At 29.5% G+C, this 20,376-nt stretch carries 25 protein-coding genes; 9 read left to right on the forward strand and 16 right to left on the reverse strand.

Annotated features, from left to right (window positions below):
• Positions 1-5: 5 nt before the first annotated feature.
• The 3 genes from MBM09_RS07900 to MBM09_RS07910 all read right to left on the reverse strand — a co-directional run bounded on the left by MBM09_RS07900 (position 6) and on the right by MBM09_RS07910 (position 3,242).
• Positions 6-2,015: a thioredoxin family protein gene (locus MBM09_RS07900; RefSeq protein WP_238676309.1), complete on the reverse strand. Its 2,010-nt coding sequence runs from the start codon at positions 2,013-2,015 to the stop codon at positions 6-8.
• A 340-nt stretch (positions 2,016-2,355) separates the two neighbouring features.
• Positions 2,356-2,730: a GerW family sporulation protein gene (locus MBM09_RS07905; protein WP_238673162.1), complete on the reverse strand. Its 375-nt coding sequence runs from the start codon at positions 2,728-2,730 to the stop codon at positions 2,356-2,358.
• A gap of 11 nt (positions 2,731-2,741) precedes the next feature.
• On the reverse strand, positions 2,742-3,242 hold the full coding sequence (locus tag MBM09_RS07910; RefSeq protein ID WP_238673163.1) for a hypothetical protein: 501 nt from the start codon (positions 3,240-3,242) through the stop codon (positions 2,742-2,744).
• Positions 3,243-3,435: 193 nt separating this feature from the next.
• Between MBM09_RS07910 and MBM09_RS07915 the strand changes: the two genes are divergently transcribed.
• Entirely contained in the window at positions 3,436-4,455 is a 1,020-nt protein-coding gene (locus tag MBM09_RS07915) for a 2-hydroxyacid dehydrogenase (RefSeq protein ID WP_238673164.1), read from the forward strand.
• Here the strand turns inward: MBM09_RS07915 and MBM09_RS07920 are convergent.
• The 6 genes from MBM09_RS07920 to MBM09_RS07945 all read right to left on the reverse strand — a co-directional run bounded on the left by MBM09_RS07920 (position 4,443) and on the right by MBM09_RS07945 (position 9,094).
• Complete coding sequence (locus tag MBM09_RS07920) at positions 4,443-5,387, reverse strand: L,D-transpeptidase (protein WP_238673165.1); 945 nt, start codon at positions 5,385-5,387, stop codon at positions 4,443-4,445. The two genes, MBM09_RS07915 and MBM09_RS07920, sit on opposite strands and share 13 nt — an antisense overlap.
• 50 nt (positions 5,388-5,437) lie before the next feature.
• Positions 5,438-5,611: a hypothetical protein gene (locus MBM09_RS07925; RefSeq protein ID WP_238673166.1), complete on the reverse strand. Its 174-nt coding sequence runs from the start codon at positions 5,609-5,611 to the stop codon at positions 5,438-5,440.
• Positions 5,612-5,620: 9 nt separating this feature from the next.
• The gene (locus tag MBM09_RS07930; protein ID WP_238673167.1) at positions 5,621-6,361 is read right to left on the reverse strand and encodes a peroxiredoxin; all 741 of its coding nucleotides are present in this window, start codon (positions 6,359-6,361) and stop codon (positions 5,621-5,623) included.
• A gap of 102 nt (positions 6,362-6,463) precedes the next feature.
• Positions 6,464-6,733: a heavy-metal-associated domain-containing protein gene (locus tag MBM09_RS07935; RefSeq protein WP_238673168.1), complete on the reverse strand. Its 270-nt coding sequence runs from the start codon at positions 6,731-6,733 to the stop codon at positions 6,464-6,466.
• A 71-nt stretch (positions 6,734-6,804) separates the two neighbouring features.
• Positions 6,805-7,569 (reverse strand): patatin-like phospholipase family protein, encoded by a 765-nt coding sequence (locus tag MBM09_RS07940; RefSeq protein WP_305070091.1) that lies wholly within the window; start codon positions 7,567-7,569, stop codon positions 6,805-6,807.
• A gap of 139 nt (positions 7,570-7,708) precedes the next feature.
• Complete coding sequence (locus tag MBM09_RS07945; RefSeq protein WP_238673169.1) at positions 7,709-9,094, reverse strand: OmpP1/FadL family transporter; 1,386 nt, start codon at positions 9,092-9,094, stop codon at positions 7,709-7,711.
• 292 nt (positions 9,095-9,386) lie between these two features.
• Here MBM09_RS07945 and MBM09_RS07950 point away from each other — a divergent pair, with 292 nt between their 5' ends.
• From MBM09_RS07950 to MBM09_RS07985, 8 genes are all read left to right on the forward strand, one after another.
• On the forward strand, positions 9,387-10,634 hold the full coding sequence (locus tag MBM09_RS07950; protein WP_238673170.1) for an NAD(P)/FAD-dependent oxidoreductase: 1,248 nt from the start codon (positions 9,387-9,389) through the stop codon (positions 10,632-10,634).
• Positions 10,635-10,661: 27 nt separating this feature from the next.
• Positions 10,662-10,970 carry a TusE/DsrC/DsvC family sulfur relay protein gene (locus MBM09_RS07955; protein WP_238673171.1) on the forward strand — a complete coding sequence of 103 codons (309 nt, stop codon included), beginning with the start codon at positions 10,662-10,664 and terminating at the stop codon, positions 10,968-10,970.
• A 41-nt stretch (positions 10,971-11,011) separates the two neighbouring features.
• The gene (locus MBM09_RS07960) at positions 11,012-11,485 is read left to right on the forward strand and encodes a DsrE/DsrF/DrsH-like family protein (RefSeq protein WP_238673172.1); all 474 of its coding nucleotides are present in this window, start codon (positions 11,012-11,014) and stop codon (positions 11,483-11,485) included.
• 84 nt (positions 11,486-11,569) lie between these two features.
• Entirely contained in the window at positions 11,570-12,340 is a 771-nt protein-coding gene (locus tag MBM09_RS07965; RefSeq protein WP_238673173.1) for an ABC transporter permease, read from the forward strand.
• Positions 12,341-12,399: 59 nt separating this feature from the next.
• Positions 12,400-13,122 carry an ABC transporter ATP-binding protein gene (locus tag MBM09_RS07970; protein ID WP_370569727.1) on the forward strand — a complete coding sequence of 241 codons (723 nt, stop codon included), beginning with the start codon at positions 12,400-12,402 and terminating at the stop codon, positions 13,120-13,122.
• Positions 13,123-13,133: 11 nt separating this feature from the next.
• The gene (locus MBM09_RS07975; protein ID WP_238673175.1) at positions 13,134-14,129 is read left to right on the forward strand and encodes an MlaD family protein; all 996 of its coding nucleotides are present in this window, start codon (positions 13,134-13,136) and stop codon (positions 14,127-14,129) included.
• A 68-nt stretch (positions 14,130-14,197) separates the two neighbouring features.
• A complete protein-coding gene (locus MBM09_RS07980; protein ID WP_238673176.1) occupies positions 14,198-14,692 on the forward strand; it encodes a hypothetical protein in 495 nt (164 codons plus the stop codon).
• A gap of 13 nt (positions 14,693-14,705) precedes the next feature.
• Entirely contained in the window at positions 14,706-15,653 is a 948-nt protein-coding gene (locus MBM09_RS07985; RefSeq protein ID WP_238673177.1) for a Na/Pi cotransporter family protein, read from the forward strand.
• Between the two features lie 34 nt (positions 15,654-15,687).
• On the opposite strand, the gene MBM09_RS07990 is transcribed toward MBM09_RS07985, so the two are convergent.
• From MBM09_RS07990 to MBM09_RS08020, 7 genes are all read right to left on the reverse strand, one after another.
• Positions 15,688-16,581, reverse strand: a complete 894-nt coding sequence (locus tag MBM09_RS07990; protein ID WP_238673178.1) for a universal stress protein — start codon at positions 16,579-16,581, stop codon at positions 15,688-15,690.
• A gap of 84 nt (positions 16,582-16,665) precedes the next feature.
• Positions 16,666-17,121 (reverse strand): pyridoxamine 5'-phosphate oxidase family protein, encoded by a 456-nt coding sequence (locus MBM09_RS07995; protein ID WP_238673179.1) that lies wholly within the window; start codon positions 17,119-17,121, stop codon positions 16,666-16,668.
• A 10-nt stretch (positions 17,122-17,131) separates the two neighbouring features.
• On the reverse strand, positions 17,132-17,644 hold the full coding sequence (locus tag MBM09_RS08000) for a hypothetical protein (protein ID WP_238673180.1): 513 nt from the start codon (positions 17,642-17,644) through the stop codon (positions 17,132-17,134).
• Between the two features lie 147 nt (positions 17,645-17,791).
• Positions 17,792-18,133: a DUF1801 domain-containing protein gene (locus MBM09_RS08005; protein ID WP_238673181.1), complete on the reverse strand. Its 342-nt coding sequence runs from the start codon at positions 18,131-18,133 to the stop codon at positions 17,792-17,794.
• Positions 18,134-18,170: 37 nt separating this feature from the next.
• Complete coding sequence (locus tag MBM09_RS08010) at positions 18,171-18,395, reverse strand: hypothetical protein (protein WP_238673182.1); 225 nt, start codon at positions 18,393-18,395, stop codon at positions 18,171-18,173.
• Between the two features lie 98 nt (positions 18,396-18,493).
• A complete protein-coding gene (locus MBM09_RS08015) occupies positions 18,494-19,711 on the reverse strand; it encodes a metallophosphoesterase (RefSeq protein WP_238673183.1) in 1,218 nt (405 codons plus the stop codon).
• Positions 19,712-19,724: 13 nt separating this feature from the next.
• Entirely contained in the window at positions 19,725-20,315 is a 591-nt protein-coding gene (locus MBM09_RS08020) for a CDP-alcohol phosphatidyltransferase family protein (RefSeq protein ID WP_238673184.1), read from the reverse strand.
• Positions 20,316-20,376: the final 61 nt, after the last annotated feature.

The following is a 20,376-nucleotide window of genomic DNA, read 5'->3' on the forward strand; positions in this document are numbered from 1 at the left end:
TTAAATTATTCTTCATTTATAGTTTGAAGACCTTCTTTTAACCAAGTATGATATTCGTCTGCATTAGGTGTGTAACCAACTGGAGTATTTAGTATTTGCTTCCCATCAGGACTCAAGAGCACATAATATGGCTGAGAATTAGTTTGAAAAAATTCAGTTTGAAAGTGCGCCCATTTATGTCCGTAATTTTCAAGTTGTCTGGTACCTCCATTAATTCTATTAACTTCAACTTTTTCTTCTTCAGGGAGCTCTTTTTTATCATCAACATATAAGGAAACCAAAACAAATTCATTTCTTAAATAATCATCTATTTTTTTAATTGGCCATACATGTTCTTCCATTTTTCTACAGTTAACACATGCTAAACCAGTAAAATCAATCATTATTGGTTTGTTAGCTTTTTTAGCATAAGCCAATCCTTCTTTTAAATCTTTAAAACAATTTAGGTTATTAGGACAATCATTCGGATATAAAAAACTATATCCAACAGGTGGAGCTAATCCACTTAGTAGTGTTAAAGAGGTAAATGTATTGGTGTCTTTATTTACTCTAAAACCTGAGATTAAATAAATAGTAAAAGCAGCTACTAATATCCCACCAGCAATTCTTGAGAAGGATAATTTCTTTATTGGCGAGTCATGTGGGAATTTAATTTTTCCAAAAATATATAAAGCTAAACCAGCAAATATTACAATCCAAATAATTAAAAAAGGTTCTATTTTTAAGATATCCCAATGGGCTACTAAATCGGCATTTGATAAAAACTTAAAAGCTAATGCTAATTCTAAAAAGCCTAAAATAACTTTAGTGGTATTAAGCCAACCTCCAGATTTTGGCAAAGCATTCATCATATTAGGAAACATAGCAAATAAAGCAAAAGGTAAGCCAAGAGCAACCCCAAAACCACCCATGCCTGCTGTAAGTTGCATTGCACCGCCGTCTGCTGTTAAAGAACCAGCTAATAACGACCCTAGAATAGGACCTGTACATGAAAAAGATACAAGTGCTAAGGTTAATGCCATAAAAAATATACCTACAATACCTCCAACATTTTCACCTTGTGTAGTTTTATTGGTCCAGCTTGCTGGTAATGTTAACTCATAATATCCAAAAAATGAAAAGGCAAAAAACACAAAAACAATAAAAAAGATAATGTTCAACCATACATTAGTTGAAATTTCATTTAAAATATCTGGATTTACTGAGTCTAATAAATGAAAAGGAACACTTAGAATTATGTAAACTGCAAAAATGAAAAAGCCATAAAGTAATGCTTTTGAGATTCCTGACCCTTTATTTTGGTCACTTTTCTTTGTAAAGAAACTTACAGTAAGAGGAATCATTGGGAAAACACAAGGTGTTAGTAAAGCTAACAGACCACCTAGAAAACCTAATCCAAAAATACTCCATAAAGAACTATTTTTTGTGTTAGTTTCGGATGTACTATTTGAAGTATTTTCTTGAAGATTGCTAGGATTCTCTAAGTCAGTAGGTGATAAACCATAAAGTAACTCATTAACTTTAGCGTTATCCTCTGGAATTATACTTTTTTTTTTATTTGATGAAGTTGTTAAGTTATTTAGATTAAAAATTAACTCTATTTCATTTGGAGGTGTGCATCTTACATCGTCACAAGCCATAAACTCAACAGCTCCAGTAATAGTTTCTAATTCAGTTTCTACCTCAATTTTTTGCTCAAAAATGGCACTATCTTCAAAATATGTAATTTGCATTTCAAAAACAGGATCATCAACAGTATGTCCGTCTTCTTCTTTTGTATTCCCTATAGTTTTATAATTGCCTTCTTTATATGAAAAAGTTGTAGGTATTGGTCCGCCTTCTGGCACATTTTGAGAATATAAATGCCAACCTTTTTCTATAGTTGCTTTTGAAATTAATTTATATTCTTTATCAGATATTTTCTCAACAGAAGTTTCCCATTTAACAGGATTGAATATTTGTGCTTGACTAGCGCCAAAGCTAATAAGAGCAAGAAATAAAATTATTTTCCTCATATGTGTTTACAATGTGTTTTTTGAAGTTTTTATTGTTATGTAAGTTTTAATAAACAATTTGTTTTAAATCTGGATGTTTTATTAATCTTCAAAAAATTATAATTAAAAGTATAGCTCAAAGATAAACTTTAAAGAATAGATTAAAAAATTAGCAATTAAAAATTACAACTTGTTGGACGTAATAGAATGAACATACTCACATTAATATTTGTTAAAGTTTTCAATAGAAAACTATAAAAAGAGATGTATATTATGAGTTTAGATATAAATTACCAGACCAGATATATAGAAATACTATATATCTGGTCTGTTTAAAAAAATTGGAGCACCCAAAACAACATTAGTTTGCCATTTCAGCCTTAGTTCTCTTTTCAGCGAATTTTTCAATTAAATCTGGTACTTTTTCAAAAGCCGCGGCTAAACCGTGAGCTTTTCCAGATTCAATAAAAGAAATTTCTTCTCCTTTTGTAACAAGAAAACCTAGAGGCTCGATACCTACACCAGCTCCAGCTCCAGCGCCTTGGCCTTTGGCAGCTTTAGCTTTAGTTTCTGTGCTTTCGCCACCACCAGATCCAAATCCCATTCCTACTTTAATTACGGGAACACATTTAAATTCTCCTAATTGAAATTGCTCGCCAACAACAGTTTCTGTTTTAGCTTCTGTTTTAATAAAGTCGGTAATTTTGCCTAATAATTCTTCAAAATGTAAATCCATAATCTAATAATTTAAAAGTTAATAAATGATCTTATAATATCTATCGGTCTATTTTTTACTAGTAAAACCAATTGATTTTGTCCCTGAAAATTGATATAAAAACCACCAATACTATAATTTAATAAAGCAAATAATGGATATAATTTGGCATTTGAAATGCAATTTCCAGTATCAATATTCATAAAAAAGTGTTTTACTCTAAACGTTTTTATTACTCTAATAATCTTTTTATAAGGCACGTTTTTTTTTGGTTTAGTAACATCACTTTTTTTAGCTTCTTTCTTTTTGTTTACACTCTTTTCTTTTAGAGGATAGATGTAAAATTTAATAAAGAAAATTTTACATCGTATTCTAAAAATTTCAGCATCATGTTGTTCTAAATTAGCTTCTGCTAAACCTTGTAATTGTACATAGTATTGGTTAGTTGTTGTGTCTAAACATACAGTAATTGGTACTAGTAGCAAGGAAATTAAAACTAGTAGAATAACAGCTGTGACTATAATTAGTGTCATGTTTAAATTTTGCTTTAAAGTAACTATTCAAGTGTATATAAAACAATGATATTGCTCAACTTAGAGTATTATGTCTGATATATATCATTGTTGGATTTACATATAACAGATAACTTTATGACACCAAAATAATGAGTAAAAAGGGTTGTATATTTTATAAATAGAAACGCCTCATAAGTAAATACTAATCAAAATGAAAGTCCTCGTTTATAGTGCCAAAAAATTTGAAATTCCTTATTTGGAAAATGCCAATAATAGAAAACACAAACTAACCTTTATTGAGGATACTTTATCCTCTGAAACTGCTATGAAAGCAGTTGGTTATGAAGGAATCTCAATATTTTCGGCAGATGATGCATCAGATTTGGTTTTAGAAAAATTAAAAGATTTTAATATTAAGTTTATTTCTTTAAGATCAGTTGGTTATGATAATGTAAATTTGAAAACAGCTTCTAGATTAAACATTAAAGTAGCCAATGTACCAGCATATTCACCTAATGCAGTGGCAGAACATGCTGTAGCTTTATTGTTAGCATTAAATAGAAAACTTATTCTTGCCAACCAACGTGTAAAACAATTTAATTTCGACTTGGATAATCTTACTGGAATAGATTTAAATGATAAAACAGTTGGAATTATTGGTACTGGTAGAATAGGGTTTGTTATGGCTAAAATAATGCATGGTTTTGGTTGTAAATTAATTGGGCATGATATTGAGGTAAATAATGAATTGGTAGAAAAGTATAATATGCAATATTTGCCATTAAAAGATTTGTGTAAAGAAGCAGATATTATTTCGTTACATGTGCCTTTAAATACTGAAACACATTATTTAATAGATGACAGTTTAATTGAACAAATGAAAGAAGGCGTAATAATCATTAATACGGCCAGAGGCGCAGTTTTAAAAACTGAAGATGTTATTAACGGATTAAAAAATGGCAAAATAGGAGCATTAGGAATAGATGTTTACGAAAAAGAGAAAAGCATATTCTTTAAAGATCATTCTTATGATTTTCCAAAGGATGATATGCTAATTAAATTAAATGCAATTCCAAATGTTTTAATTACAGGACATCAGGCTTTTTTAACTGATGAAGCACTTACTAATATAGCAGAAACTACTATATACAATTTAACCTGTTGGGATGAAGACAGAGAAACAGAAAATGAATTAACAAATGCTAAAAAACTGAGTAGTCATTTATCATAGTTGTAAATATCATTAAATTCCATTTCTTCACCCTTTTCATTAATAATATTTAAATCGTATCTAATATTTATTTTAGTGTTAATTGGAGCATAATAATAAATAACCCAAGCATCTGCTTCTTTAGTGCCTATACAACCATTAGAATAGGCTTTCTCTAATGTTATTGGGTTTGTTGTTGGGTGAATTAATTGCCCGTTTTTTAATCCATTTATTTCAGTTTCAATAAAAGGAATTTGAGGTAACTTAGTTACTTTATTATCATCTCTTTTGGTAACAAAATATTCATGATTATTGGCCGGATTAACATATCTGGGATTTTTTACATGATTTATAACATAGCCTTTACCTGTTTTTGTTCTTAAATCTTCAATTCTACCAGACATTTCCAAATATTTTTTTTCATATCTACCAACGCGTACAGGAAACTCATAAAGTTTTGTTGAGTCTTCATAAATACGAAGCTTAAACTCAGGAATATTTACATCTATAACTGTGTTTTTAAATGAATTTAAAATTTTTTTAGCTATTGTGGAATCAGGAATAGTTATTAATGTTCCTTTGGGAATTACAATCATTTTCTTTTGATTGTATATAAAAGAATCACGAGTTTTCATTCTGTAATAATCGGTGTTTTGAAGCGTGTCTATAATCCAGGGATTTGCTCGTACTAAAAGATGTTCAGTTAATTCAAAAGATGTAGATGTTTTATATTTTTTTGTTATTGAATCTAAGAACTGAAAATAGTTTTCTATAATAACGTCATTATTTACTTTAATTTTTTTTGGAAGAGAATCATTAAAAAAAGTTTTATTGCCCAAGATGTTTAAATATATGGGGAAAACATCGTCTTTTGGGCAACAAAACTTTAATGTTACAAATAATAGCAATAAAGCAAACAAAGCCAGTTTTGATAATAGTTTTATATTATTCATTTTCAACAATTAATTCCTATTATCTATTTAATATTACTTCATTAAAACCTCTAATTTCTACTTGATAGAATAGAGGTAATTAATAAGCCAATACCTAATCCTAAAAGTATTGATCCAACAAACATTAGAGCAGATTCTGCAAGAAAAAAGAAACCAACTCCTAGACCTATAATAACGCCTCCGCCTATGGCCCAATTGCTTTTATCTTCTTTATCATTTATCATTTTAAAATATTAATTATTTAAAGCTAAATCTGGTTTTTTAAGAATGTTTTTTAAAACCTCTTCTTTATCAAGTTTTTTTGTACAGAAAAACCAATCTTTACAATCTAATTCATCAGTACTAGTCATACGTTCTTCAGCTACACCGCAAGAACCTGCTGGCGATATAATAACATCGTCTCCAGGATTCCAATCTGCTGGAGTAGCCACATTAAACGCATCAGAAGTTTGCATAGCAATTAATGCTCTGTATAACTCATCAAAATTTCTACCTAAACTTAAAGGATAGTAAATAATAGCTCTAATTATTCCTTTTGGGTCAACAAAAAATACTGCTCTAACGGCTTGAGTTTCACTTTCACCAGGTTGAATCATGCCGTATTTTTTAGCAATTTCCATGCTAATATCTTCTATTAAAGGAAATTTAACCTCAATGTTTTTCATGCCTTTAAATTCAATTTTATCCTTAATAGTTCTTAACCATGCAATATGGCTGTATAAACCATCAATAGATAAGCCTATAAGTTTACAATTTGCTTTTGCAAACTTGTCTTCAAGGTGAGCAAACGTCATAAACTCACTTGTACAAACAGGTGTAAAATCTGCTGGATGACTAAATAATATAGACCATTTTCCATTGTAATCTTCTGGAAAATGAATTTCTCCTTGTGTTGTTACTGCCTTAAATGAAGGTGCTTTGTCTCCAATTCTTGGCATTGATACTACGTCTTGTACTTGTTGTAATGTTTCCATTGTTTATATGTTTTTATTTTAATCTAAATTACTTTTTGAAACTTGTTGTAATTGTGATATTTGTTACATAAACCATGCTTTTTGGCTATAAAGACATAGGGTTTACTTATGCATTTTTCCAATAGCACAACTCACATACGATTTAGCCTTTGTATATAATTTATTATCTGCGCCTAGTATAGGATAACCAATCATTGAAAGTATGTGTTTTGCCCTTTCAAAATCATGATGATTATAATAATCAAATGAAACTGTTTCTTCTTCTTGGTCTACCGTAACACCAGAAATATTTTTTACTTCAGAAAGTTTAGTGATTATAGTTGCTGCGCAACCACCACATTTTAAATTTTGTATGTGTACTGTAGATCTCATGATTTATGCTATTCAATAAAAGTATGTGAAACAACTAGTTATTAAAATGATTACCATCAGTTTTCAGGAATTTATGCGAGAAGTTTTTTGTTGCTTTTTAATGCAGATATTGTAGCATCGTAACCTATTTTAAAAATCTGATCAAGATATTTTTTATCAAAAGTGCCGTATTTACTTAATTCTTTCGGAGAAATAAATAAATCACAATCTTTAAATTTTTCAGAATCTTCTTTAATCGATTTTAATTTAAAAGCGCGTTCTACTACATTATATGAATGCTTTAAATCTTTAATAGTAATGGTGTTAAAACTATTCACATTAACGCCAATTATAGAATCACATTTTGATTTTAATAGATTTACAGGAAAGTTATTAAGTGAACCGCCATCAATGTAATACGAATTATTAAATTTTACGGGAGCAAATACACCTGGGAATGCTGCAGATGCCAAAAGAGGTTTTATAAGTTCGCCTTCGTGAAAAGTTTCAAGATTACCATTTATAATATCTGTAGCAGTTATAATTAAATACTTTTTTAAAGCATTAAAATCATCTTCTTTTAAATAGGTTTTAAAATTTGAATAAAATTTTTCAGCATCAATAAAACCAGGTTTATTTAGAGCGTATTTTTTAATGTCTAGTATTTGAATGCCTTTAAAAAACTTGAGAATATCTTGCCATTTATAGCCATAAGCATAAAGCGCACCTACAATAGCTCCAGCACTTGTTCCGGCAATGTGAGTTGGATATATATCATGTTCTTCTAAAGCTTTTATAACACCAATATGAGCAGCTCCTCTCATGCCACCACCAGATAATACTAAACCTATGTTCATTTTTAAATAAATATTAGTTTTTAAAATTAGATTTATAGTACTGGTTTTACAATGATATAAGTCAGTAGCGGTATGATTTAATATATTAAATCATACCGCTACATAACATTAATTAATGAAGAAATTGTTCTTTGGGTTTCTATTTATTAAAAGTATAACTTATACCAAATTGAATCATTGAAGTAGTCATTTCGTAAGAAATAGACGAACCTGGAATTGCACCTAAAGGATTAGCAGGAGAAGCCATGAAAGGAGATAATATCTGCCCTTCTGTTGATCCATTACTATCACCATAATGATAAACAGCATCTACTTTCCAAGAATCGTTTACTATATAGCTAAAACCAAATTGGTATGCATTTTTGATTACTGCTGTTGCAGGAATATTAAAAAATGTTATCTCCTCTGGTATTGGGTTAGAACTATAAGTATAACCAAAACGTAATGGTAATTTATTAATTCCTTTATATTGAAGACCTGCGGATAAAATAGAAATATTATCCCATCCAAATCCAGCAACTGAAGCTGTTTGAGTCCATCCAGTTTCAATAAAACCTTCTGTGTTTTCATAATCAACACGTCTAAAATCAAGTGCCAAATCAACATCTCCAGTAGAATATCCTAATCCAAGTGAGAAAATTGCAGGATAATCCATTTGAAAATTATTTTTAGCTGAAGAATTGTCTAAATAAGTGTTTTCAAATTCAAATTCAGCGAATTTTTGAGCTGTTTTATAAGATGTTCCTAGTTTTAAACCAAAACCTGAATCATAAAACAATCCGAATTGAGCACCAAATCCAATAGCTGTTGCTTTATCCGTTGTTGGGTAACCAGCCATAGTTGGATTTGCAGTAGGGTTAGGTGCTAACTCTAATGCTGAGTAGTTGATATTTGGTTGTATACCTATTGAGAATTTATCAGTTACTTCATAAGCATAAGATAAACCTACTTGCAATAACATATAGTCTGATTCAATATGTCCAAAACCATTCATAGCTTGTGGCCAGTTTATTGAATTAGAATTGTTAGGATCCCAATTAGGATTTGGGTTTCCGTTCATATCCATTGGCAAATTCGTTTCTTGTGGGAATGTTACTCCAAATCCACTAATTCCAAAAGCAGATGCACCAAATGTATGTTTACTTCCTTCTTTACCCCAAACCATTGCTAATGCTGGCATTGGCGACATTCCTCTATCATCTTCAGTTGTTCCATAAACTGCAGGTGAACCAGGTGCTCCTGGGCCAAAATCACCAGGTTGCCAAAGCATATTTGGTGGTAAACTTGAACTCAATTCTGGGGAAGAAAAGAATAAACCAACATCTAGCTTAATAATTTTATCATCAAAAGCTGAAATAGCGGCTGGATTCCATTGTAATGCTCCAGAGATGTCTAAAGGTTGTCCTGTGGAAGCGCCACCCATAGACATGTTAACTGCTCCAACGCCTTGCATAATGTGTCCAGCTTGAGAGAAAACAGCAGTTGTAAATAATAATAACAGGTAATTAATAAAGTTGGTTTTCATAATTAAAGTATTTGTAGATATTCTACAAACAATATTAAAATTTCATTTAAAGAATATCGTGATTTATAAAAGTTTATCAAAACTACCATCAGGATATTTAAACAACTATGATTTTTATCATAAATCTTAATATTTCAACTAATTTTTTTTTCAGATAACCCTTGTGTAACCTTTGTTACATAAGGACTTACATGATTTTTGTCATATTTTGTAGTTAACTTTTGTTCTAATTTTACACCAGAATAAATACTACTTTTTATCTAACCTTAAGTAGTTTTAAATTTTATAAAAAATGAAAAATTTAATAATTTTAGGAGCAGGAACATCAGGAACAATGATGGCTAATCACCTAGTTTCAAAACTCCCGAAAAAAGAATGGCAAATTTCAATAGTTGATCAATATAAAACACACTATTATCAACCAGGTTTTTTATTTCTTCCTTTTGATATATATACAGAAGAACAAGTAAAAAAAGTTGGAAAGAAGTTTATACCTAAAGGTGTGAACTACATTCAAAAAAAGATTGAGAAAATTCTACCTGAAAAAAATAAGGTTGAATTAGAAGATGAAACATTAGATTATGATATTCTAATAGTAGCGACTGGATCTAAAATTGCACCAGGTGAAACAGATGGTTTATTGGGTCCATTATGGAAAAAAGATATTTTTGATTTTTACACATATGAAGGCGCATTAGCATTACGTAATAAATTAAGAGATTGGGAAGGAGGTAAGCTTGTAGTTCATATTACTGAAATGCCAATAAAATGCCCAGTAGCACCATTAGAATTTGCCTTTTTAGCAGACTCTTATTTTAAGAAAAAAGGTATGAGAGACAAAGTAGATATTACTTATGTAACACCTTTAGATGGCGCCTTTACAAAACCAACTTGTACTAAAGCATTAAATTATCTATTACAGGAAAAGCAAATAAAAATTGAGACTGATTTTGCAATAATGGAAGTAGATAATGATAAGAAAGCAATTGTAGATTATGTAGATAAAGAAATTCCTTTTGATTTGTTGGTAACTATACCTACAAATATGGGAGATGAAGTTATAGAAAGATCTGGGTTAGGGGATGATTTAAATTTTATTCCAACACATAAACACACTTTACAATCTAGGGAACATGAAAATATTTTTGTTATAGGAGATGCCACAAATGTACCTGCATCAAAAGCTGGATCTGTAGCACACTTTCAAGCAGAAACGCTTACAGATAATATTATTTTATATACTAAAGGTTATAGCTTAAAAGAAGAGTTTGATGGTCATGCCAATTGTTTTATAGAAACAGGCGAAAACAAAGCATTATTAATAGACTTTAACTATGATCAAGAACCAGTGCATGGTACATTTCCATTTGCAAAAATTGGTCCTCTTAAATTATTAAAAGAGAGTGTGTTTAACCACTGGGGTAAATTAGCATTTAGATGGATTTATTGGAATATGTTATTAAAAGGTATACCAATTCCATTTGTAGGCAGAAACATGAGTTTCAAAGGAAAAATATTCGATATAAAAGCAAATAAATAATTAATAACCATATAAATTATAGAAATCATGAAAAAACTAATAGCAAATAGAGAAATAGACGTAAACGAAGAAGGGTATTTACTAGACTTCAAACAATGGAACAAAGAAATTGGTGAAGAACTCGCAAAAGAATTAGAAATTGATATGTCTGACAAACACTGGGAGGTTATCGACTATATACATGATAAATTTCAAAAAGAAGAGGCTTTATCCATTCGAGGTATAAAGAAAAGTGGGGTCATCAATATTAAAGAATTTTATAACCTTTTTCCAGGTGGACCTCTTAAAAAATCAACTTTAATTGCAGGTATACCTAAACCAAAAAGTTGTATTTAAAATTTTAATAAAAAACTCTTAACAACTAAAAACTTAATATTATGGGTACTAAAGTTAAAAAAATGCTTTTCATTTTATCTAAAGCTACTATTGAAAACGCTTATGCAGCCTTTGTTATGGCAAATGGTGCTAGAATGGAAGGGATTGAGTCCGAAATATTTTTTACTTTCTTTGGTTTAGAAGCTATTCAAAAGAAAAAATTAGAACACTTACATGTAGCTACCGTTGGAAATCCAGGTATGCATATACCAACAATGCTTGGAGGATTACCAGGAGTAGAAGCATTTGCAACTAAAATGATGAAAAAAGAAATGGAAAAACTAGATATGCCACCAATTGGTGAGTTTTTAGAAATCCTTTCAGATTCTGGTTGTAAGCTTTGGGCATGTAAATTAGCTGTAGATATGTTCCATTTAAAAGAGGAAGATTTAATAGATGAATTAGATGGTATTTTAACTATTGGCGATTTTTACAGTAGAGCAGATCAAGAAGGTTGCCAATTACTTTTTATATAGCTATGAACACATAATTATTGTGATTTATATCATTTTAATAGCCGTTTACAAGTTCTATCTTTGGAATAGTAAATAGCTATTTCTATGTTAAAATCATTAAAAATAAAATCGTTTTTCATTGAAATTGGTGAACTTACATACTTTGCTCGTAGGTTTTTTAAAGAGCTTTTTAGTAAACCTTTTGAATTTAAAGAACTTTTAAGGCAATGCTATAGTATAGGCAATAAGTCATTATTATTAGTAGGTGTTACGGGTTTTATTATTGGCTTAGTTATTACATTACAAACTCGCCCTACATTAGAAGAATTTGGCGCCGAGTCTTGGATGCCATCTATGGTTAGTATATCCATTATTAGAGAAATTGGTCCAGTTATAATTGCCTTAACTTTTGCTGGTCGTATAGCATCAGGTATTGGAGCCGAATTAGGTTCTATGCGCGTTACAGAACAAATAGATGCTATGGAGGTTTCAGGCACAAATCCATTTAAATATTTAGTAGTAACTAGAATTTTAGCAACAACGCTTATGTTACCTATACTGGTTATTTTAGGTGATGCTATTGCTCTTTATGGTTCTTATATAATTGAAAACACAAAAGGAAATGTGTCGTTTCAATTGTACTTTAATAAGGTATTTAATTCATTGGAATTTGGTGACTTAATTCCAGCTACCATAAAAACATATTTCTTTGGATTTGCCATAGGTCTTGTTGGATGTTTTAAAGGCTATTACTGTAAAAAGGGAACCGTTGGAGTAGGTTTAGCAGCAAATACGGCAGTGGTATTTTCTTCTATGTTACTTTTTATAATAGATTTTATAGCAGTTTTTGTAACAGACATATTTTTTGAAATTTAAAGATGAATGAAACGAACCACATACAGAAAGAAGCTTCAGCATTAACTTCAAAAAAGCTTATGCTGGAAATTAAAGATTTAAAAAAAGCCTTTGGGAAGAATCATGTGTTAAACGGCTTCAATTTAAATCTTTATGAAGGAGAAAACTTGGTTATAATGGGTAAATCAGGCTCTGGTAAGTCTGTTATGATAAAATGTTTAGTTGGTTTAATGCAAGCAGATTCGGGTAGTATAAAAGTTATGGGCAAAGACATAACAATACTCAACCGTGTAGATTTAGATGAATTGCGTACAGAAATAGGTTTTCTTTTTCAAGGAAGTGCCTTATACGATTCTATGACTGTAAGAGAGAATTTAGAATTTCCATTGCGTAGGCACAAACATAAGTTTGGTAATATTACCGATACTACAGAATTGGTTATTGAAGCACTAGAAAGTGTAGGGTTGGCAGATGCTATAGATTTAATGCCAGCAGAACTTTCTGGAGGTATGAAAAGGCGAGTAGCATTGGCAAGAACTTTAATACTAAAGCCTAAAATCATTTTGTATGATGAACCCACAAGCGGATTAGACCCTATAACAGCTAAAGAGATTATTGAACTTATGCGCCGTATACAGCGCCAATACAAAACATCATCTTTAATAATAACGCATGATGTAGATTGTGCAAGAGTAGTATCAGAACGTATGATTTTATTGGTTGATGGAATTAATTATGCAGAAGGAACTTTTGCAGAGTTAAAAGCATCTAAAGATGAAAAGGTAAAAGCATTTTTTAAATAATATATGTAGTCATGGAAAAAACAACCAGCGAAAAACTAAAACTAGGCATCTTTGTAATTATAGGTTTACTACTGTTTGTATTAGCTGTTTATTTAATTGGTAACCGCCAAAATATGTTTGTAAAAACATTTAGTATTAGTGCTAATTTTAATAACGTAAATGGTTTAATGCAAGGAAATAATGTACGCTATTCTGGTATTAATGTAGGTACAGTAAAAACAATTTCTATGGTAAACGATTCTACTATTAATGTGAATATGGTTATAGAAGAAAAAATGGTGAAACACATTAAAAAAGATGCCATAGCTACTATAGGAACTGATGGTTTAGTTGGTAATATGATAGTGAACATTATTCCAGGAAAAGGAGATGCAGCTATTATTTCTTCTGGAGATATTATTAAATCTTATACAAAAATAGGTACAAGTGAAATGCTAAATACCCTGAATGTCACTAATGAGAATGCTGCGTTATTAACAGCAGAATTGTTAGAAATAACAAATAGCATTACAAAAGGAAAAGGAACCTTAGGAATGCTTATAAATGATACTATAACAGCTAATAATATTAAACTAGCTATTAATAATTTAAAATATGCGAGCATTGAAGCTAATAAACTAGTAAGAGATATAAATAGTATTGTTACTGATATTAATATTGATGAAAGTGTTGCTGGAGTTTTACTAAACGATTCAATTGAAGCTCAAAAAATAAAAGATATTATCTCAAATTTTGATGAATCGAGCAAGGATATTAAAGTGGTATTAACCAATTTAAATGAAACCATCTCTAATATAAAAGATGGAGAGGGAGCTTTTAATTATCTAACTAATGATAAGGAATTTGTAAAGAACCTTGAAGAATCTATAAAAAATATTAACGAGGGAACAGATAAATTCAAACAGAACATGGAAGCTTTAAAACATAATTTTTTAACGCGAAGCTATTTTAGAAAACTAGAGCGACAAGCGAAAAAAAATATGCGTAAAGAACAAAAAAATGATTAGACTAGATAACTAATTTTTCGCTCCCGATGTAGCTTCTGTTTTTTAAAATACTAAAAACTTAAAAACCCATGAAAATAGAACATTTAAGTGAGCGTATTGATGATTATAAGGCCTCAATAGAAACTGTTGTAGAAAAGAAGATTCTTTGGAAAACTCAAATTAGACCATTATTAAATTCAACATTAAATAGTGTTGTAAAGAAATATGATATTGGTTGGCGTGTTCAAGAATTAAGCTGGATAGGAACTAATGAAGCTGTTAATATTACCTTCGATTCTTTTCCGCCGGATTTAATAGAAATCACAAATAAAATACCAGCATATCAATTTATACAAGGTGCAGCTCTGGTATTTTCAGAATCTTATAGCGGCGATGTTAATGTATTTATCCTTTTTCCAATAATAGAACAAATACCAATGGAGAACAGTAGTATTGAACTTGGTGTATATAATCCTGTGAATATAAACGAGAAATTGATTATTGAGAAAGTAGATGAATTTTTAAAAGAGATTATTAAATGGGAAGTACCTACACATAAAAACAAAATGGGTTTTAGCCAATAGGTTTTGTTAAATCATGGAAAAAGCAACACTAGCATCAATATTGCCATCAGTTATAGGTGGCTTAATTATTTTTTTATACGCAATCAGGCGTCTTTCATTAACGTTGCAAGAAATTTTTTCTTCCAGAGCAAAAGCATTAATAGAAAAGTATACTTCAAATATTTTTTTATCAATATTAATAGGTACTGTTGTCACCATTATTCTTGATTCCTCATCGGCAGTAATTATTATAACCATCATATTCATAAATGCAGGTTCGCTTAATTTAAAACAAGCTATGGGAATAATTATGGGAGCAAACCTTGGTACTACATTTTCTAGCCAATTAATAGCTTTAAATATTAATAAATATGCAGTGGTTCCTTTGTTTATTGGTTTTTTTATATGGCTATTTATAAAATCTTCTAGAGTGAAAAAGATAGGTGAAATTGTGATGTATTTTGGGTTACTATTTTTTGGCCTTTATATGTTAGAAACATTGGCATTCTCATTAAAGAATAAAAATGAAATAGCGAATTGGATTTCAGAAATAAATAACCCTGTAAAAGGGGCTGCTATTGGTGGTTTAATTACGCTCATTATACAATCTTCAAGTGCAACAATTGGTATGTTAATAGTTATGGCTAAACAACATTTAATAGCATTATCAGAAGCCATTTCTATTATGCTTGGTGCAGAATTAGGAACTTGTTCTGACACTATTGTAGCAGTTATTGGTGGCAAAAAAGAAGCTATTAGAGCGGGTTTATTTCAAATAATATTTAATCTGGTTCCTATTATATTAGGATTATTATTTTTTGAAAATTTTATAGTATTTATAGAATGGATTTGGCCTAATACAGCAGTTTCAAAATTAATAGCTAACACGCATGTTATATTTAGTGTTTTAAGTATTTTACTGTTTCTACCTTTTGTTAAATTATTTCATCAATTACTTTATTTTATAATACCACACAAATGATAATAATATTGTGTTATTTAATAAATGTTAATGCTTAAGCATATTGAGAATAGTTATCAATTTTTGGGTTCTCAAAATTTTCATTTTTAGTACTACGTTTATTAAAAGCAAGCAAAGGAATTTTAACCGAAGCTTCTAACTCTTTTACTAAATCTTTATGAAATAGGCTATCAAAAACATTGTAGTTTTTGCGTTCTAACATAGCGAGCATATTGGCATTTTCTTTTTTTAGAACACTCATTAAACCAGATTTAATTTTGCCAGACGCAATGGTTCTAAATGTAATTTCTGGATAGGATATTTGTTTTGTAAGCAAGTTTTTAAATCTTTCCATACTTTCTTTAACAGGAAAGTTATGTGTTTCATAAATATGTATAACTTCAATAAGTGCTGAAAAAGGTTTAGCAATTTCTACTAGTTTTTTAATAGAAATAATGTCTTCTTGCTCAAAAGCGGTAGCATAAACTATGGTATTTAAACTATTATAACCAACATCATTAGGGACAATTAACAAAGGAACGTCAATTTTATCAAGCAAATTATCGGCAATATTACTTGAGAAATAACCTCGAGTACTATCTTTATCTTTTCTACCTAAAATAATTAAATCTGGAAATAATGTTTTAGAAAGATTAAGAATACTGTCTGTTATTGATTCATTTTCAACAGTATGAATTGTAATTGGTTTTTGACGGAATTCATGTTTTAGATGTGTTGCACAGTATTTAGCAACCATATCTTTTTGTTGTTTGTGCATACGTTTTTTCAATGTATCCTTAGGATGAATAATTGAAAGGTTAATAGGAGGTAAATCGTAAACATGTAAAACATGAAAATCTGCTTTCATAATTGAACTAAAACGATAGGCGTAGCGTAATGCAGATGAAGTGTTTGTGCTACAGTCGGTTGCATATATTATTGTTTTCATAATACCATTTTTTGCCAAAATAAAATTATAATTATATATAATTCTATGAAATGATATTTGTCATAAAAAAGATGGGTGCGATATTTAATATTTTCTTTCTCGTCCGGAAAGTTCTTCAATATCTATTTTAAAAACAATTGGAGGTCCTTCTTTATATATTTTACTAGAAAATTCGCTTATATATTTTAAATCTTTTCCTTCTTTGTTTTTAATGACTTCTTTTACACCTTCTGAAAATTTATGCAAATTTATTTTTGCTGTACCACCTTCAAACTCTCTATAAGTTCCTTGCACTAATATAGATTTCCAATTGCTTACAGAATCGATTTCTGCTATTTCTAATGATACAGAATTATTAATTCTTAAAGCTTTTACTTTATGCCCCTTACCCGAATAACCAATTATAGTATTTGCGATATTATCGTAATAATATGTTATAGGAATTACATAAGGACTGTTATTATAAACGTAAGCTAAGTGACCTATATAATTTCTGCTTAACAGATATATACATTCAAATTTATCAAGTTTCTTTATCATAACTTTTGCTTTATTTATTATGTAATAATGACGCTAATCGATTAATAATCTGGTTTGAAAATGATTCTGAATCTTCTAACTTAGATTCACCAGTAATGGCATCTACACCTTCTATTTTAAATGTTCCTTTACCAGATGTAGATAGTACAATGGTTTTATTTTTATAGTTTTTAGTTCTATCAATAAATAGCTTTACAGGTTCAGGTGCTTTCCAGTTTTCCCAGGTATGCATAACAACAATTGCGTTGTAATTTTCTGGATTTATTCTTTCTAAAGAGGAAACATCAATAACTTTTATGTACAAAGAATCTTGGTTATAATAATCTGTAATATTTTTTGTTACCGCATTTTTAAATTCACTGCCTTGAGTTGCAATGAGTAATTTTTGTTGTAAATCTGGTTTGTTAACTTCATATTCTACAGCAATATCCATAGAATATTCATATTTGTACCATAGCGCAAAAACTAAAAACAATGCACCAAGTATTAAAATAAATAGTATTATTTTCTTTTTAGGAAACATAAGTCTTTAACTCAAAATTATTTGAACAATATATTTTATATCAGTGTTTTAGCAAATGATATTAATCAGTCTAGTTTCCCATTCTGAAAAAAAAGAGTGAGATTAATAATTGTAATGGATGGGTGAAGAATGTAAGGAATTAGTTTTTTATATGACTTTGGTTTTGTTGTTAACCATTAGTATTAAATCAGTAATTCTTTTTTCATCTATATCTTCTAAAGAATACATTTTAATATGTTTCATGGTTTTACCACTACCTTCTAAAAGTGCTATTTCTTCTGTAGATAGTTCTTTTAAAGAAAACCCTAAATTAACGTGGTCTTTAAGTGATACAAAATAACATTTACCTCCACCATAGGCAGGAACACCCCATTTCATTTCTTCTTTTATATCAGGTAATGTTTTGAAAATGAGTAATCTTATTTTTTTGCAAATTTCTTTTTGTAGAGATTTTTGTTTTTCTATGTATTTAGTAACATTTTCATCCATATTTTCTCATTTTATAAAAAAAACAGAATTTATTTAATTAAGAGCTTTTTTCATCATTTCTCGCTTTTCTCGCTTTAATATCTAAAATACCGCCTATAAAAAGACCAATGGAAAGCCCTAATATTCCACCCGCTGTCATACCAAATGAGCAATCTTCTTTTATTATCATGCTAACTATAATTCCAATAATAGCACCTACAGGAATACCAATGGCAATTGCTAATGGCATTTTACTTTGTTGTTTCATTTCATTATTGCTCATAACTCTAAGGATATATGTAGATTAAGTTTATAACATCAAGGTATTTATTAAAATAACCACGTGAAATGATATTAATCAGTAGCAAGAACTGAATTGGTTTAATGGCAATTCAATTCTATTACTGTAATCTCTGGTCGCATACCTAATCTACCTGGGAATCCTATCCATCCCAATCCTCTATTTACATACAAGTACTGGTTTTTGTGTTCATACAAACCTGCCCAATGCTGGTATTTATATTTTATTGGGCTCCAGGTTTTATTTTTTAGGTTAATTGCTGCTTGCATACCGTGTGTATGACCAGAAAGGGTAAGAGCAATGTCTGTTTTATTAATGACTTCTTCATTCCAATGTGTTGGGTCGTGAGAAAGTAAAATTTTAAAAGGAATATCATCTATATCTTTTAATGCTGTTTGTAAATCTCCGTATTGCTTAAAAGGAGGTTTACCCCAATTTTCAACTCCTATTATTGCAATTTTTTCAGAATTAATCTCAATAATTTCAGATTCATTTAGTAAGAGTTTAAAACCAATATCATTGTAAAATTGTTTGATTTTATTGTGATTTTCTTGCTTTTCTTCATCACTATCCCACTCAGAATAATCTCCATAATCATGGTTTCCTAAAACCGCATATTTTTTGTTTTTCAGTAATATTTTTTTGAATACTTTATCCCAACCTTTTAGCTCCCAAGCATAGTTGTTAACCAAATCGCCAGTAAAAAAAATTAAGTCTGGTTGTAGATTGTTAATATGGCTAATGGCTTTTTGCAAAACTTTATAGCGGTAATTAAAACCACCTAAATGTAAGTCTGAAATTTGAAGAATCTTTAAACCGTTAAATGCTTTAGGTAAATGATTGAATTTTATTTTATGATGATATACTTTAAAATGATATACGGCTTTAAAAATGGCATACAAGACAATAAAAAATGGTAGAAATCCTGAAAATAAACCAACTAAAGGAATAATTATAACAGACTCTTTTTCTGAAAAAACAAAGTTGGCAAAGAATAATATTGAAATTATTATTACAAAAAGAATTTTGGGTATAAAAGATGAAATTGTAAGTCCATAAAGTGATGAGATTAACAATTGTTTACGTCTTGGATTAATATCATCTAACGTTACTTTTAGTACAATTATGGCTGTAATTAAACCTATTGAAAACAGCCAAAATAGAATATGAATTAAATTTTTAAGAATTGAAGACGTTAATAGTTGGGTAATATCCTGTAACCAATAAAACGATATAATATCTACAATTAAAATAGCTAAGCATAAGAGCAAAATGGTGAATATTGAATAGCTCTTCATTATATTAAAATTATTATTTACTTTTTTTAAGCCTCCTTTTATCTTTTAAAGCCCAATAAATTCCCTTTACATCTGATGCCCAATTTTTATACATAAAAATGAGAGTAATCTCTTCGGCAGTTTCAACAATTCCTATAATAATCATAATATAAAATAGGGTGTAGTCTGGACTAAAAAATAGTGACCATAAAATGAACAAACTTTGTAGTATTGCCGAAAGTTTAGCAAGATAAGTATGAAAAGCTGTTGCTTTTCCATACTTAAAGTATGCTATTAGCATTTGAAGAATGTAGGGGACAAATGCTATAAGTATTAAAACAAGATTGGTTTTAATAAAATCGGTTTCAAAATAAAATAATCCAATTAACCCAATTATAAGTGTTATTTGATCTCCAAAAGAATCGAGTTGAGAGCCCCTAGGACTCGTTATTTTTAATTTTCTGGCTAAAAAACCATCAATTGCATCTGTTGAATAACTTACTAATAAAAACCAAGTGAAAGCTAAGCGTAAATCCAACCAGATTAAAACTAATAAAATAGGAGCAGCAAATATTCTATAAAATGAAAACCAATCGGCTATATTGAAGTTTTTAAATGTGAGCATATGCCTTCAGTTTTTATAAAAATAGAAAATATGAGTTGCATCACAAATGAGAATTATCAGC

The sequence above is a fragment of the Flaviramulus sp. BrNp1-15 genome, assembly GCF_022259695.1.
In the GTDB taxonomy this organism is placed as follows: Bacteria; Bacteroidota; Bacteroidia; order Flavobacteriales; family Flavobacteriaceae; genus BrNp1-15.